Here is a 15,623-nt window from a genome sequence, read left to right on the forward strand (position 1 = left end):
ATTCTCGACACCTTCGGTATGTCAGCTTCCCCCACCTCCGGGTATCTGTGCGACCGTGCGGTCCGTATTCTGAACTGGTGAACTGGACCGTCGACGTACCCATCGATCGCCTGCCGGAACTGCCGCCGCTGCCCGCAGAGCTGCGGCGACGGCTGGACGACGCGCTCGCCAGACCTGCGCTGCAGCAGCCGTCGTGGGATCCGGAGCAGGCCGCCAACATGCGGACGGTACTGGAGAGTGTGCCGCCGATCTGCGTGCCCGCCGAGGTGGAGGAGCTGCGCGTGCAGCTCGCCGAGGTCGCGCGTGGTGAGGCGTTCCTCATGCAGGGCGGTGACTGCGCGGAGACCTTCGCCGACAACACCGAGCCGCACATCCGCGGCAACATCCGCACCTTGCTGCAGATGGCGGTCGTGCTCACCTACGGTGCGAGCCTGCCGGTGGTCAAGGTCGCGCGCATCGCGGGCCAGTACGCGAAGCCGCGCTCCTCCGATACGGATTCGCTCGGCCTCAAGTCCTACCGCGGCGACATGGTGAACTCGCTGGCCCCCGACGCGGCCGTGCGCCATCACGACCCGTCGCGGCTGGTCCGCGCCTACGCCAACGCGAGCGCGGCGATGAACCTGGTGCGCGCGCTGACCGGCGCGGGCATGGCAGACCTGCACAAGGTGCACGATTGGAACCGCGACTTCGTGGCCCAGTCGCCCGCGGGCGCGCGCTACGAGGCGCTGGCCGAGGAGATCGACCGCGGTCTCGCGTTCATGACCGCATGCCGGGTGAAGGACCCGAGCCTGCAGTCCGCCCGGATCTACGCCAGCCACGAGGCCCTCGTGCTCGATTACGAGCGCGCTATGCTGCGCCTCGGCGAGAATCCGGCGGGCGAACCGGTGCTCTACGACCTGTCGGCGCATTTTCTGTGGATCGGCGAGCGCACCCGTCAGCTCGACGGCGCGCACATCGCCCTCGCGGAACTGATCGCCAATCCGATCGGCCTGAAGATCGGTCCGACCACCACGCCGGACCAGGCTGTGGAGTACGTCGAGCGGCTCGACCCGAACAACGAGCCCGGCCGGCTCACTATCGTCTCGCGCATGGGCAACGGCAAGGTTCGCGATGTGCTGCCGCCGATCATCGAGAAGGTGCAGGCCACCGGGCATCAGGTCATCTGGCAGTGCGATCCCATGCACGGCAACACCCATGAGGCGTCCACCGGCTACAAGACCCGCCACTTCGACCGGATCATCGATGAGGTGCAGGGCTTCTTCGAGGTGCATCATGCGCTGGGCACCCACCCGGGCGGCCTGCACATCGAACTCACCGGTGAGGACGTCACCGAATGTCTCGGGGGCGCCCAGGACATCTCAGATCTGGATCTATCCGGACGCTACGAAACCGCGTGCGATCCGCGCCTGAACACCCAGCAGTCGCTGGAGTTGGCGTTCCTGGTCGCGGAAATGCTGCGCTGATCTTCTCGGCACTACCGAACGTCACATCGGGCGCACGCCCGATGTGACGTTCGGTGTGTTCAGGGGAGTGCGACCAGCGTGACCGTGGTGCCCGGCTCGACCTTCGATAGCCCGCCGGGGTTCTGTGAGATCACCAGCGACGAGTCCGAGGGTGTCAGCTGGCGCACCGTCACCTGCAGGCCCAAGCCTTGGAGCTTGGCGCGCGCGTCGGCGACGTTTTGCCCGACCACCGTCGGTATCTTCACGGCATTCGAGACGAGCAGTGCGACACTGTCGCCGGACTGGACCGTGGTGCCCGCGGCCGGGTCCGTGCCGATCACCTTGTCGCCCTCGACGTTCTTGTCGTACTGCATGCGGGTCTCCCGCACCGTGATCCCGGCATCGGTGAGCATCTTGGTGGCGTCCGCGGTGGCGCGTCCGCGCACGTCGGGCACTTTGACCGGCTGCGACCCGTTGCTGCGATACACCTTCACCTGGGCGTTCATCGGAAGCACGGTGCCGGGCGCCGGATCGATCTTCGCCAACGAGCCCTTCGGTGCGGAACTTCCGGTTTCGCCGGAGTCCACCGGTTGCAGCCCGGAGTCGCGGATGAGCTGATTGACCTTCGACACGACATCGCCGGGCTTCACATCCGGCACTCGGGGTTTGCCGCTGGACACCAGCACCGCCACCGTCGTGCTCTTGGTGATCTTGGACCCGGCGGACGGGTCGCTGGCGACCACGCCGCCGACCGGGATGGTGTCCGAGGCCTTCTGTCGTATCTCGGTGGAGAAGCCCGCGCTCTGCAGCGTGGCGATTGCGCGTTCTTGATCGAGCCCGGCGATCGGCGGGACCGCGGAGAAACGCCCGACGCCGAGCCACCAGCCGCCGACACCGACGATCAGCGCCAGGATGGCCACCACGGCCACCCACAACAGCGTCGTGCGGCGCGAGCGGGAGCGTTCGGAGTCGAATTCCTGATATGGCGAAGGCTGCGGCAGGTGCGAGGGCTGCGGCTCGTAGTCGTCCGGCGGGCCGTAATCGGCGTACCTGGGCCGTGGCGCGGTGACGACCTTGGTGTGCTGCGGCGGATGCGGTTCCTGGCGGCCGGCAGCGGCTTGGCCGGCGTGCTGATCCGGCGTGGCGATGCGGTAGGTGGCGCTGAGATGCTCGGCCGATTCCTGCGGGGCGGGCACTCGATACGAGGGCAGGTTCAGCGCGACCGCAATCTGATGCAGGGCGGCGACCATTTCGTTCGCGTCGGCGAAGCGGTGCCCGGGTTCACGGGCGGTTGCGCGCGCGATCAGGTCGTCGAACTCCGGGGGCACCCCCGCGATGAACTGGCTCGGGCTCGGTACGTCGTTCTCGATTCGCTGATACGCCACCGACAGGGAGGTGTCACCGGTGAACGGGACCCGGCCGGTCAGCAATTCGAAGATCAGCACGCCGAAGGAGTAGACGTCGCTGCGGGAATCGGCGGTGCCGCTGGTGACCTGTTCTGGCGACAGGTAGGCCGCCGTGCCGAGGATCACGCTCGCCGAAGTGGTGTTGGCCGCGGCCACCGCGCGAACCAGACCGAAATCGGCGATTTTCACCTCGCCGGCATCCGAGATCAGCACGTTCTCCGGCTTGATATCGCGGTGCACCAGACCCGCCGCATGCGCGACGCCGATCGCGGCGAGCACCGGCTCGGCGACCGCACGCGCCGCATGCGGCGGCATCGGGCCGCGTTCGCGCAGCAGCTCGCGCAGCGTGCCGCCCTCCACCAATTCCATGATGAGGAAGGGATATTCGCCGTCGACGCCCTGGTCGTACACCGCGACAAGCGATGGATGCTTGAGCTTCGCGACCGCGCGCGCCTCGAATTCGAACCGCGAAAGGAACTGGGGATCGGCGGCGAACTTCGGGTCCATCACCTTGATGGCGACCGGGCGGTCCAGGCGAGTGTCCACACCCCGGAAGACCATCGACATCCCGCCGCGAGCAATCGGCGCGTCGATGCGGTAGCGCCCTTCCAGTATTTGCCCGATCAAGTGATGTCCTCCGGCTTTCACAAAATTCTCACCCCTCGCTGTTAGTGCGACAAGCGACATGCCGCCCGGTGCGGCCTCCACGATGGTATCGGCGAATGCGCCCCGGGTGTCTCACGACGTGCGGCGGCGGACCGTCTACCGTTACCCGGGTGAGTGCATTTCCCTGCAGCGATGATGTCCTTCCCGAGTCCGTGGCCGTGCTGCCGCTGCCCGAGGTGGCCGACAAGCTCGGGCTCGTGGTGACCCGGGTGCATCAGATGCTGCGCGACCATCAACTTCTCGCGGTGCGCCGCGGCGGCGTCGCTGGCGTCCCCGAACGGTTCTTCGACGATACGGGTGCGGTGGTCAAACCGCTGCCCGGCCTGATCACCGTGATGAAGGACGCCAAGTACACCGACGAAGAGATCCTGGAGTGGATCTTCACCGAGGACGAGACCCTGCCGGGCAGGCCGATCGATGCCCTGCACGGCCCATTGGCCCGAGAAGTCATCCGCCGCGCCGCTGCCGATCCTTTCTGACCAGACCCGTCCCCGATCCGCGTCGCAGGCCGATGCGGGTCAGGGACGCAAGTTCGGCCGGTGCGGGCCGCGAACCGCGGCGGCGCCGAATTCCAGCGCGGCGACGCGTAGGCGATGCCGCTGTGGCACTACCGCGCGTCTGCGGAAGATGGCGTAGTCGCCATTTTCTATCTGGTCGAGAATTCCCGCATACAGCGTGCTCGCGGTGCGAATGGCCGGTCGGACGCGCGGTTCCAGCAGGTCGATGCCTCGGTCGGCGACACGATAGATGTCGCGGTTGATCGCGATCAGGTGGGCGAGCGCCGCGCGCACCCGCTGATCAGTGCGCCCGGTGCGGTGACAGTCGACGAGCAGGTCGTAGTCGACCCCGAAAGCCGCGAGTTCGTCGGCGGGCAGGTACACACGCCTGCGATCGAGATCCTCGGCGACGTCGCGCAGGAAATTGGTCAGCTGGAACGCCTCGCCCAGTGCGGCGGCCGCGGGCTCGGCCTCGGCCACCGGCACGACGGTGCCGAGCACCGGCAGCAACTGCAGTCCGATCGCCGCCGCCGACCCACGCATGTATTCGCGCAACTCGGCCATCGTCGCGTAGCGGTCGCGGTACTGCGGCGTGCCGACGATGTCCATCCGCATCGCGTCCATGAATGTCCAGAAGTGCTGGTGGGCAATGTCGTAGCGTTCGATGGTGTCGGTGAGGGCGAGGAGGACCCGGTCCCGCTGTTCGCCGATCTGCTCCGACAGCGGGTTGCCTTCCAGGCGACTGCGCAGCTGCTTCTCGATCCGATCGAGCAGTCCGGCGCAGTCCTCGCCGCGATAGGCGATCGCCGCAGGGTCGAGAGTTCCTTCGATGGCGTCCGTGTGGTCGACGATGTCATCGACTGTCCTCGCGAACGCGTAGAGCGCGTGCACTGCGGGTCTTCGCTCGGCCGACAGCAGGCGGGTCGCCAGGAAGTAGGTGCGGCCGTGCGCCGCGGCGATCTGCCGGCATTCGCGGTATGCCGCGGGGAGTTCTATCACCGAACCCGTTACGGCCGCGGCGGAACCGGTCACGGCCCGGACGGTGCCGGCGAATCCGCCGACGTGGTGGCCCGCAAGCGCAACGGGTCCACCTTCCGCAGCGACAGTGCCGCCACCACGGCGACGAAGGTCGCGGCGGCCACGTGCCGGAAGTCGTACAGCCCGATCGAACCGTCGGGCTGGAACACCAGCATGAGCCAGGTGCAGAGCCCGACCAGCACCATCAGGGTGGTGGTCGACAGCGCGAAGCCCGCGGCGAGCGCAAGCGGCCAGGAGTAGTACCAGGGCAGCGCGGCGGGGGAGAGGATGACGATTCCGACGAACGCAATGAGAATGCCGAGCACGGCCTCGCGTTCGCTGTGGCGGAACCGCCACCACGTCCATACCAGCACCGCGACCAATGCCACCGCACAGATTGTCCTGGTCACGCCGAGCACCGATTCCGTCCGCCACGGGGTGACCCAGGTGGTGACGTGCGCCATGATCGTCGGAAGCGACAGCCAGTTGATGATCTTCTTCGAACCCGACAGCGCGGTCAGCCAGCCGATGCCGACACCGGCCGCCACCGAGGCCACCGCAAAGACCACCGCGAATACGCTGAGTCCGAGTCCGGCGATCTTGGCGAACATCTGTGCGGGGTGGGGCATTTCCGCGCTGGACTTGGCCGCATCCGGCTCGCCTTCCAGCGGCGCAGTGGCACCGGGGGAATTCGCGGCTCGCTCCAGCGCCCGGCGTTCCTTCTCGTGCAACATCCAGATCCACACCAGGAACGGCAGCGCGATCCCGGCGGTCGCCTTGATGGCAACGCCGATCGCCACGACCACGATGCCTGCCACATGGTGGCGCTCCAGCACCAGCGCGATGCCCGCGCACATGAGGCCGACCATCAGCATCTCGTTGTGCACGCCGCCGATGAGGTGGATGAGCACCAGCGGATTGAGCACGGCCAGCCACAGCGCCACCGTCGGCTTACCACCGAGATGTTTGGTCAGATACGGCACCGCCCACATCATCAGCGCGAGGCCGGGCAGCATGACCAGCCGCAGCGCGATCGTTCCCGCCACCACGTTGTCGCCGGTGATGGCGGTGATCGCGCGGCCGAGTAGCAGGAAGACCGGACCGTAGGGCGCGGTCGTGGTGGTCCACACCGGGCTCACGTTGTCCAGCAGCACACCGGGATTGGCGACCGGGCCCACCTGGTAGGGGTCGAACCCGTCACGCAGCAGCGCGCCCTGGGCCAGGTAGGAGTAGGCGTCGCGGCTGAACATCGGTGCGGCGAACAGCAGCGGGAAGATCCAGATGCCGACGATCGCGCGTAGCTCGTTGAGCGTGACGCCTGCCCCCGGCCGATCTCCGAAGCCGATGGTGGTGCGGCCGAGCCGAACCCACGCGGTGATCATCAGCAGCACGCCGACCCAGATGACCATGGTGGACAACACGTAGCCGTGGCCGAATCGCAGCCAGGACAGGTGCATCGCCTCGAGTAGCGGATCGCGTTTGCGGACGCTGCCCGCGCCGAATCCACCGAAGGTGATCATCACCGCGCCGAAGAAACCGAGCAGCGCCGAATGCCCTTCGGGGCTGCGAAGGAAATCGGCCGAGGTCCGCACCCACCATCGGAGTCCGTGCGCGGACGTCACGATGGGCGCGGCGGTCCAGGACGCGCCACGTCGGCTCGGCCGGGCGGCCGGTGTGCTCGAGGTGCGGTCCGCGAGGCTCGTGTTGGTGTTGATGATCGAGTCCTCGGTGTCGGCTGCGGCGCTGGCTTCGGGGGGTGGCATACGGTGTCGGTTCCCCCGGAGTGGTCGGCGGTCGCAACCGCGAGCGAATTAGGTCGGCGTTGAGTTTAGTGGTTCGCCGGGAACACTATCCCGGTGGTGCGTGGGGTTTCATCCCGAGCGGGGCTCGGAGCGCCGGTTATGCGGTTTGCTGCCAGTTTTCCAGATAGCAGAGTAGTGGGCACTCCCACGCCTGGGGTGGTGCCGCAACCAGCGATAACTACATTGTCGCTGGTGCGCGGAAAATTGCGTGGACGAAATGGTCCGGTCTGCCGGAACAGGTGTGCCGCGGAGAACGGGGTACCGGCCAGCATGCCTTGTGCGTGCCAGGTGCTCGGGGTGTCGAGGTGATCGACGGTGAAGTGTTCGGTGATGCCGCGGTAGCCGCGTGATTCCAGGATGTTCAGCAGCTCGCGCAGATAGAACGGGCCTAGCCGGTCCCAATCCAGCGGCGCCGATTCGAGATTCGGGCACGGCGCGAGCAGCGAGAACGGCTCGTGGCGGCCGTCGGTCCTGTCGACGTAGAGGGTGGGGTCGGTGAGCGCGGGCCGCGTCAGCAGCAGCGACGGATCGCTCATCACCCTGCCCTTCCCGCGTCCCGCCGCGATCTCGGTGAACGTCCGATCCCACGCCGCGCCGAAATCGATGGTGTGGTGCGCCTGCACCGGCCAGGTGGCGGCGACCTGCGTGGGGACGGTGCCGTGCGCGACGACGGCCGACGGCGCGGCGCGCAGCGGTCGGCGGCGGCGCACCCCGAATCGTTCGATGGCGCCGAGATCGGCGGTGAGCACCAGGGCGTCGCAGTCGAAGGTCCGGCCGTCGGCGGTGCGTACCCGTCGTGCATGTCTGCCTGCGTAGTCGATCGCGGTGACCTCGGTGCTCAGTGCCAGGGAGCCGCCCGCGGCGGTGAAGGCGTCCGCCATGGCGGCGGCGATGGCGCGCATGCCGCCCTCGGGGAAGTAGACGCCCAATGATGTGTCCATATGGGGGATCGCGCCGTACACGGCAAGCGCTTCGGCGGGCGGCATGCCCGCATAGAGCGCCTGGAAGGTGAACAGGCGGGCCAGCCGCTTGTCACGCAGGAACCGGCCGACACGCGGCCCGAGTCTGCCGAACCCGCCGAGCCGCACCAGCGCGGCAAGCGCACGCCGCTTCTCGGGCTTGCGGACCATGTCCAGCGGCGAATCGAAGTTCGTGTCCATGAACTCGCCGAACTCGGCCTCATAGATCTTCGCCAGCCAGGCACGCAGTCGCCGATAGCCGCGCGCCTCCTCCGGCCCGCAGACCCGGGTCACTTCCTCGGCCATCGTCTCCGGGTCGGCGAACACTCGAATGGTGGCGCCGTCGGCGAATCGGGCGTGATAGCTCGGCGCGAGCCGGTGGATGCGCAGTGGCGGCGTGCAGGATTCCGGGGTTCGCCCCACGGCGGCAAGGGCGTCGGTGATCAGCTCCGGCAGCGTCAGCACGGTCGCGCCCGAGTCGATCTCGTAATCCGGTCCGCGATACAGCCCGACGCGACCGCCCGGGTGGTCGGCGCGCTCCAGTAGCGTCACGGTCCGGCCTGCGCCGGTCAGATACAACGCCGCGGCGAGCCCGGAAAGCCCTGCGCCCACGACGACGACCCGATCGGTCGGTCCTGCAACGACTTTCACGCCGCACGCCTCGTCGCCGCCAGTGCCATCGCGCGCAGTTGCTGCTTGGCGGCCTGGGTGGCGGAGCTGGATTCGATGGCGGCCAGGCCCTGTTCGGTGAGGTCGGTGATGCGGCGTTCCACCTCGTCGACCGCGCCGAGCCCGGTGAGTACGGCACGCAGGTGTTCCACCTCGTCGGCGGTGAGATCGGTGCCGATGCTCGCGCGCAGCAGGGCGGCGGCGTCCGGGTCGGTGCGGTCGGCGCGCTGTAGCGCCTCGGCGATCAGCACCGTGCGTTTGCCCTCGCGCAGGTCGTCGCCGGAGGGCTTGCCGGTGACGGCGGGGTCGCCGAAGACGCCGAGCAGGTCGTCGCGCAGCTGGAAGGCGATGCCGATGTCGGTGCCGAAGGTGCGGTAGTCCTCGACCAGCCGCGGCTCGGCGTCGGCGATGGCCGCGCCGAGGTGCAGCGGGCGTTCGACGGTGTAGGCGGCCGTCTTGTATCGGTTGATTCGGAGTGCGGCGGCCACGGATTCGTCGCCGCCTGCCTCGCCGTTGATATCGAGCAGTTGCCCGCCGAGCACCTCGGTGCGCATCAGCGCCCAGACCGGCGCGAACCTGGCGATGGCGGCGGGCTCCAGGCCGGAGGCGTGCACCATATCGTCGGCCCAGGCCAGCGCCAGGTCACCGATCAGAATGGCGACGCTGGCACCGAAGTGCTCGGAATCACCCGCCCAGCCGCGGTCGCGGTGGCGCTGCTCGAAGTCGACGTGCACGGTGGGGAAGCGGCGGCGGGTGCGCGAGGAATCGATGATGTCGTCGTGGATCAGCGCGCACGCCTGCACCAATTCCAGTGCGGCACAGGCTTTCAGCACGGCCGCCGCGTCGGATCCGGTGGGGTCGCCGCCCGCGCCGAGCCAACCTGTCCATGCGAAGGCCGGTCTGGTCCGTTTGCCGCCGCGCAGAACGAACAGCACGAGTGCCTCGGCGGCCTGCACGAATACCGGTCCCAGTGGTTCGACTGCGGCCCGGCGGGTGCGGAAGAAGTCGGTGAGCGCCGCTTCGACGGCCTGGACGAAGGCGGGGGTGCCGGCCTTCAGCGCTGCGTAGTCGGTTGATGCGATGTCGTTGGACGCCGTCGACGTGCCGGCATCGGTCGACGGCGTGCCCCGAGGCGTCTGGATACCGGTTCCGGCGGACAGGGGGGCCTCCAAGGTCGTGCGGGTCGTGGACGGCGTCGGGTGCGTGCTGTCCCGGACGCAGCAAGTTTTCGGTGCCGGGCTGTCGCGCGTGTTGCTCGGCGGTGGCGACCATGCCGCCTGGTCGCAGAATACGCGGCCGCACGAAACAGCAGCCCTGGCGACCCGGCGAGGCTGCGACTGCCCGCCACTACACTGGACCGGTGACTTTCGACAACGTACGGGGACCCTCGACCCCTGGCCGACCGTCCCCGACGCCACCGAACGTCTCTGGAACACCCTCGGTTGTGCAGAGCCTGCGGACCCATTCGAGCACTGCGGTGCCGTTCTCCGTGGAATTCAACCCGCCGCGCGACGCCACGGCCGAGGCCAGGCTGTGGCGTGCGGTGCGGCAGTTCGAGCGGATGCATCCGGCCTTCGTCTCGATGACCTACGGCGCGGGCGGGTCCACCCGCGACCGCACCGTGCGAGTGACCGGCGCCCTGGCGCAGGAGACCACGTTGCTGCCGGTGGCGCACCTGACCGCCGTCGAGCACAGCCTCGCCGAGCTGCGCTCGCTGGTCGGCGCGTACGCCGATTCCGGTATCCGCAACATCCTGGTGCTGCGTGGTGACCCGCCGGGCGATCCGCTCGGCGAATGGACCAAGCATCCCGAGGGTGTCGCCTATGCCGAGGAACTGGTGCGCATCGTGCGTGACCTCGGCGACTTCCATGTGGGCGTCGCGTCTTTCCCACAGGGCCATCACCGTTCGCCCGACCTGGACACCGATACCCGGTACCTGGCCGCGAAACTGCGTGCGGGCGCGGAGTATTCGATCACCCAGATGTTCTTCGATGTCGAGCACTATCTGCGCCTGCGCGATCGGATGGCCGCGTGCGACCCGATCGAAGCCGCCAAGCCGATCATCCCCGAGCTGATGCCGATCACCTCCCTGCGCACAGTCGCGCGCGCCGAGGAACTCTGCGGCCGCCCGCTGCCCAGTGCGGTCACGGAGCGGCTGCACCGGGCCGCGGGCGACAACCCGGAAGCCAACCAGGCCGCGGTCCGCGAGGTCGGCATCGAGATCGCCACCGAAATGGGCCAGCGCCTCATCAACGAAGGCGCCCCCTGCCTGCACTTCATCACCCTCAACTTCGCGAAGGCGACCAGCGAGGTCCTCACCAACCTCGGCTACGGGGTGACGGCCGCGCCGATCAGCGCCTGATCGGTCGAGCCTGGATCAGTCGGTCGGGTCCACCAGCGGCCACGCCCGCCGCATCGAGGTGTCTGCTGCGGTGACGCAATACCGGCGCAACAGCTCACGGTGATAGCCGATCGACGGTCACCGGGAGATTCGAGCCCGAAGTAGGACAGACAGGTGATCCGGCGGCCTCCTCGGTGGAGCCCGCCGGATCGGGTGCTGCGGTTCAGGCAGCGCGGGCGGCGCGCAGCCCCCACGCCTCGGCGAGCAGGCGATGGGATTCGAGACGGTCCTCGTGGTCGTAGGCGATGCTGGTGACGAGGAGTTCGTCGGCGCCGGTGACGCGTTGCAGTGCGGCGAGCCGTTGGGTGACGGTGGCGGGTGCGCCGACGAACTGGGTGGCCAGGCGGTCGTCGACCAGGCGCTGCTGCTCCGGCGTCAGCGCAGTGGCCTGGTCCGGATCGAGATAGTCGGCGGCGCCCGCGCCGCTACGGATGCTGTGCACCCAGTGACCGTAGGTGGAGGCCCTGCGTCGTGCGGTGGCATCGTCCGGCGCGACGACCACATCCGCCGAAATCACGACATAGGGCTCGGCCAGCTGGGCCGACGGCCGGAAGGCCGCCCGATAGGCATCGACCGCGTCCAGCGCAGTGCCCGGTGCGACGTGGTAAGCCGCGGCGAACGGCAGACCGAGTTGCCCGGCGAGTTCGGCACTTTCGCCTGCCGAGCTGCCGAACAGCCACAACTGCACCTGCGCGCCCTCGCCAGGAACCGCGTGCAACGCAACACCATCGCCGCTCGTGTAGGTGCCGTCGAGCAGTGCGCGGACCTCGTCGACCTGATCGGCGAAGTCCAGCGGCTGTGCGCCCTCCTGCTGCAGCGCGGCGATCGAAGCGATGAACTTCGACCGGTCGGCGATCCGGCCGGGATCGAACGGCGGCGGGACCACCACACCGTCCCTGATCTCGGTGCGTCCGGTCACCGTGTCGAGCACCGGATGACTCTTCTTCGGATGCTCTGGCTGCGCACCGAACTGGGCGCGGCGGTGCCCGGACCGGCCCAGGCCGAGATCGAGGCGACCCGGGTGCAGGGCATCGATGGTGCCGAACGCCTCGACGATCGACGCGGATGTGTGGTGCCCCACCTGCACCGCGCCCGAGCCGACCCGGATGCGCGAGGTGGCCGCGGCGACCAGACCGATCAGCGTGATCGATGAGGAGCTGGCCACCGAAACGAAATGGTGCTCGGCCAGCCAATACCGGTGATAGCCCCAGTCTTCGGCGTGCTGCGCGAGATCGATGGTGTTGCGGATGGCCTGCTGCGCGGTCGACCCGGCGCTGATCGGCGCGAGGTCGAGGATGGACAGCGGGATACTCATGCCGACCTGCCGAGCCGCGGATTCTGCTCTCCCGCTTCGATGGCCACGCGCAGCCGGTTCTCCGCGGGCGCCAGCGGGCACGTCGCGAAATCGGTGAAGGCGCAGGGCAGATTCGCCGCTCGGTTGAAGTCGAGCCGAACGGTGCCGTCGGAGTCGGGTGCGTCCACGGCCAGCGAGCGGGCCGCGGGGTAGGTGGTGACACCGCTGGTGGCGTCGGTGAACAGCACCCGCAGGTTCGCGGGCTCACCGAAGGCGATGACCCGTTCGGTCACCTCGCCGATGCGGAATTCGATAGTGCCCGCGGCAGTGTGGTGATGTTCGAGACCGTCGATAACGGCGCCGGTGGTCACTGTCTGCGGTGCGTCGAACGGAACGAATCGGCCCTCGACCACCCAGCGCGGATCGGGTGCGTAGGCCGGGATGCCGTCGAACCTCAGCAGCGTCGGCGCGGCCGGATCGTGCACTCGTACCGCGTACTGTCCGGTGCGGCGAATCACTTCCAGCACTCGATCCTCGTGCAGCACAGTGAGTCCGGGTGCGCCTTCGGCGGGGGTGAGGATCTGCACGCCCGCGATGCCGGTGCCGTCGAACTCCAGCCGATCGGCGGGCTGTGCGGTGATGAACACTTTGTCGTCGGTCACCCACCAGGTTCCTGGCACCCCGGGCAGGCGCTCGGGTCGGTCGGTGAGCCAATGCAGTCCGGTCAGACTCAGGAAGCCGAGCGGGTCGCGCAGCTGATCCTCTCTGGCGTGTTGCCAGGAAGCCCACTCGGTCTCGAAAAGTGTTGTGGTGCTGGTGGTCATGACGCTCGGGCTCCTTCGTGTGCGGTGCTGCGGTGGTTCTGGTGCGGGTGGGGCAGGCCGAGATGGTCGCGCAGGGTGGCGCCGGTGTACTCGGTGCGGAAACTGCCGCGTTCCTGCAGTTCCGGTACCACGCGCTCGACGAATTCATCGAGCCCCGCGGGGGTGAGATGCGGGACGAGGATGAAGCCGTCCGCGGCGTCGGCCTGTACGTAGGTGTCGATCTGCTCGGCGACCGCGGCCGGCGTGCCGACGAACTGCTGGCGCGCGGTGACCTCGATGATCAGCTCGCGGATGCTGAGCTGCTCCGCCTCGGCCTTCGCGCGCCATCCCTCGGCCACGGCGCGCGGGTCCTTCGCGTGGCGTACCCGGCCGCGGGTGATGGTGGCGTCGCCGGATGGTTCGACATCGGGCAGCGGTCCGTCCGGGTCGTAGCCGGAAAGATCACGGCCCCACACCTGTTCGAGGAAGGCGATCGCGGTCTGCGGGCCGACCTGCTGGAGTCGGATGTGCCTGGCCCGCTCCTGCGCGTCCTCGGCGGTGTCGCCGAGCACGAAGGTCGCGGCGGGCAGAATCTTCAGCTCGTCGGAGGTGCGGCCGTATTTCGCCAAGCGGCCTTTCACATCCGCATAGAACTTCTGCCCAGCTGCCAGCGAGCCGTGCCCGGTGAAGATGGCGTCGGCGCTGGCCGCACCGAACTCCCGGCCCTCGTCGGAATCGCCTGCCTGCAGCAACACGGGGTGTCCCTGCGGACTCGGTGGCAGCACGAACCGGCCCGAGATATCGAATTGTGTATTGCGATAGCTGATTTCGGGAACATCGCGGGCGAAGACGCCCGCCCCACGATCTACCACCAGCGAATCGCCCGGCCAGCTGTCCCACAGCGCGCGGCTGACTTCGACAACCTCGGCGGCCCGCCGGTAGCGCTGACTGTGCTCGAGATAGCCGCCGCGCCGGAAATTTTCGCCGGTGAAGGCATCCGACGAGGTGACGACATTCCATGCCGCCCGACCACCCGAGAGATGATCCAACGACGCGAACTGCTTGGCCAACTCGAAGGGCTCGTTGTAGGTGCTGTTGATAGTCCCCGCCAGCCCGAGCTTGTCGGTGACCGCGGCCAGTGCATTCAGCACGGTGAACGTATCCGGTCTGCCCGCGACATCGAGATCGTGGATCCGTCCGAGATGTTCGCGCAGCCGCAGCCCCTCGGCAAGAAAGAAGAAGTCGAACAACCCGCGCTCGGCGGTCTGGGCCAGATGCACGAACGACGTGAAATCGATCTGACTCTTCGATGCCGGATCACTCCACACGGTGGTGTTGTTCACCCCCGGAAAGTGGGCGGCAAGATGAACCGCCTTGCGAGGTTTCCCACTCATCACAGTGTCCCTTCCGAAGTAGCGGTGGAGATTTGCGCGTAGCGGCTGGCCGGCCGCGCCAACCCGAGGCGTGACCGCAGGGTGCCTGGGTTTCTGCTGTCCGCACCTGTTGCCGGGATTCGCACTCCTTCTGGGTGCCCTGAACGGGTGTGGATCCCGGGCAGGGGTGCTGCGGCGAGGAGACGGAGGGCGGCAGGTGCGGCGAGGGGGCGCAGGACGATGCCGTCGGCGCGAGTGCGGAGGGTGGCGATGAGTTCGCGCAGCGTGTCCGGAGTGCCGAAGTGGCGCAGCGTGTTCGGTGCGTTGGTGTCCGCCGTGGAGATCGGGTCGGCCCAGCGGTCCAGTTGAGCCACCTCGTCCTGCGCCGCGGCCACCGTGTCGGCCAGGTGGATGTCGATATCCAGTAGCACTCGGACCTCGTCGGGATCGCGGCCCGCCGCCGCGAGCGCGGCACGCAGCGCCGTGCGTTGTGCCGCCGCCGCGTCGAGATCGGCGGCGGCGACGCGGATCAGGTCGGCGCGGTGGACCGCCACCGCCGTGCTCAGGGCGTCGGCGGCGCGGACCGCGATGATCGGCAGACCCTGCGGAGCACGCGGGGTGATCGACGGGCCCTTGACCGAAAAGTTCTCGCCGACGAAGTCGATGTAGTGCAGCTTGTCCCTGTCGACGAAGCGGCCGGTCGACTGGTCGCGGATCTCCGCGTCGTCCTCCCAGCTGTCCCACAGCCGCGTGACCGCATCGATCGCCTCGTCCGCCTCGTGCCACAGCGACTCGTCCGCCTGGGCGTCCTTGCGGCCGAATGCCCGTGCCTGCTCGGCGCCTTCGGAGACGGTGACCTCCCAGCCCGCGCGGCCGAGCGAGGCGAAATCGAGGCTCGCGATCGCCTTGGACAGATGGAACGGTTCGGTGTGCGTCACCGCAGCCTGCGCGATCAGTCCGATGCGGTGGGTGCGCGCGGCGACCCTGGCGGCGATAGCGACCGCATCGAGCACGCCTCTGGCGACCCCGGCGCCGCCCTGCTGCACGCCGAACGAATCGGGCACGAAAACCGCATCCAACCCGGCGCTTTCGGCGGCTGCGATCGTGTCTACCCAGTAGCCGCCGGTGAACAGATCCTCGGCACGCGAATCGTCGCGGCGCCACGACGCCGGATGCACACCGGTTCCGGTGAGCTCCACACCGAGGAAGAAGTCCGAATCAGACATCAGCACGATCCTTTCCAGTCGATTCGAGGGGTGGGTAGTCCGCTGCTATGGCGATCTGTGCGCCGTCG

Annotated in this window: 12 protein-coding genes; 3 read left to right on the forward strand and 9 right to left on the reverse strand. The window is 68.3% G+C overall.

Going from position 1 to position 15,623, the window contains the following annotated elements:
- Window positions 1-77 precede the first annotated feature (77 nt).
- Window positions 78-1,463, forward strand: coding sequence for a class II 3-deoxy-7-phosphoheptulonate synthase (locus OHA42_RS15595; RefSeq protein WP_406237807.1), 1,386 nt, complete (start codon window positions 78-80; stop codon window positions 1,461-1,463).
- Window positions 1,464-1,522: 59 nt separating this feature from the next.
- Here the strand turns inward: OHA42_RS15595 and pknB are convergent, their stop codons facing one another.
- A complete protein-coding gene (pknB, locus tag OHA42_RS15600) occupies window positions 1,523-3,475 on the reverse strand; it encodes a Stk1 family PASTA domain-containing Ser/Thr kinase (RefSeq protein ID WP_406237808.1) in 1,953 nt (650 codons plus the stop codon).
- 149 nt (window positions 3,476-3,624) lie between these two features.
- On the opposite strand from pknB, the gene OHA42_RS15605 reads away from it, so the two are divergent.
- Window positions 3,625-3,993 carry an Rv2175c family DNA-binding protein gene (locus tag OHA42_RS15605; protein ID WP_328411350.1) on the forward strand — a complete coding sequence of 123 codons (369 nt, stop codon included), beginning with the start codon at window positions 3,625-3,627 and terminating at the stop codon, window positions 3,991-3,993.
- A 39-nt stretch (window positions 3,994-4,032) separates the two neighbouring features.
- Here OHA42_RS15605 and OHA42_RS15610 read toward each other — a convergent pair whose 3' ends face one another.
- The 4 genes from OHA42_RS15610 to OHA42_RS15625 form a co-directional block, all read right to left on the reverse strand.
- The gene (locus OHA42_RS15610) at window positions 4,033-5,043 is read right to left on the reverse strand and encodes a phytoene/squalene synthase family protein (RefSeq protein WP_406237810.1); all 1,011 of its coding nucleotides are present in this window, start codon (window positions 5,041-5,043) and stop codon (window positions 4,033-4,035) included.
- Complete coding sequence (locus OHA42_RS15615) at window positions 5,040-6,791, reverse strand: alpha-(1->6)-mannopyranosyltransferase A (RefSeq protein ID WP_406237812.1); 1,752 nt, start codon at window positions 6,789-6,791, stop codon at window positions 5,040-5,042. Before OHA42_RS15615 ends, OHA42_RS15610 begins: the two co-directional genes overlap by 4 nt.
- 65 nt (window positions 6,792-6,856) lie before the next feature.
- A complete protein-coding gene (crtI, locus tag OHA42_RS15620; RefSeq protein ID WP_406237814.1) occupies window positions 6,857-8,440 on the reverse strand; it encodes a phytoene desaturase family protein in 1,584 nt (527 codons plus the stop codon).
- On the reverse strand, window positions 8,437-9,630 hold the full coding sequence (locus OHA42_RS15625) for a polyprenyl synthetase family protein (RefSeq protein WP_406237816.1): 1,194 nt from the start codon (window positions 9,628-9,630) through the stop codon (window positions 8,437-8,439). Before OHA42_RS15625 ends, crtI begins: the two co-directional genes overlap by 4 nt.
- Before the next feature lie 188 nt (window positions 9,631-9,818).
- Here OHA42_RS15625 and OHA42_RS15630 point away from each other — a divergent pair, with 188 nt between their 5' ends.
- Entirely contained in the window at window positions 9,819-10,820 is a 1,002-nt protein-coding gene (locus OHA42_RS15630; protein WP_406237818.1) for a methylenetetrahydrofolate reductase, read from the forward strand.
- A gap of 202 nt (window positions 10,821-11,022) precedes the next feature.
- Here OHA42_RS15630 and OHA42_RS15635 read toward each other — a convergent pair whose 3' ends face one another.
- The 4 genes from OHA42_RS15635 to OHA42_RS15650 are packed head-to-tail and all read right to left on the reverse strand — an operon-like array spanning window position 11,023 to window position 15,555.
- Entirely contained in the window at window positions 11,023-12,174 is a 1,152-nt protein-coding gene (locus tag OHA42_RS15635) for an LLM class flavin-dependent oxidoreductase (protein WP_406237820.1), read from the reverse strand.
- Entirely contained in the window at window positions 12,171-12,977 is an 807-nt protein-coding gene (locus OHA42_RS15640) for a DUF1684 domain-containing protein (protein ID WP_406237821.1), read from the reverse strand. The genes OHA42_RS15635 and OHA42_RS15640 overlap by 4 nt, the downstream gene beginning before the upstream one ends.
- The gene (locus OHA42_RS15645) at window positions 12,974-14,350 is read right to left on the reverse strand and encodes an NtaA/DmoA family FMN-dependent monooxygenase (RefSeq protein ID WP_406237823.1); all 1,377 of its coding nucleotides are present in this window, start codon (window positions 14,348-14,350) and stop codon (window positions 12,974-12,976) included. The genes OHA42_RS15640 and OHA42_RS15645 overlap by 4 nt, the downstream gene beginning before the upstream one ends.
- Window positions 14,350-15,555, reverse strand: coding sequence for an LLM class flavin-dependent oxidoreductase (locus OHA42_RS15650; RefSeq protein WP_406237825.1), 1,206 nt, complete (start codon window positions 15,553-15,555; stop codon window positions 14,350-14,352). The genes OHA42_RS15645 and OHA42_RS15650 overlap by 1 nt, the downstream gene beginning before the upstream one ends.
- Window positions 15,556-15,623: the final 68 nt, after the last annotated feature.

Source organism: Nocardia sp. NBC_01009, assembly GCF_045208035.1.
Lineage (GTDB): Bacteria > Actinomycetota > Actinomycetes > Mycobacteriales > Mycobacteriaceae > Nocardia.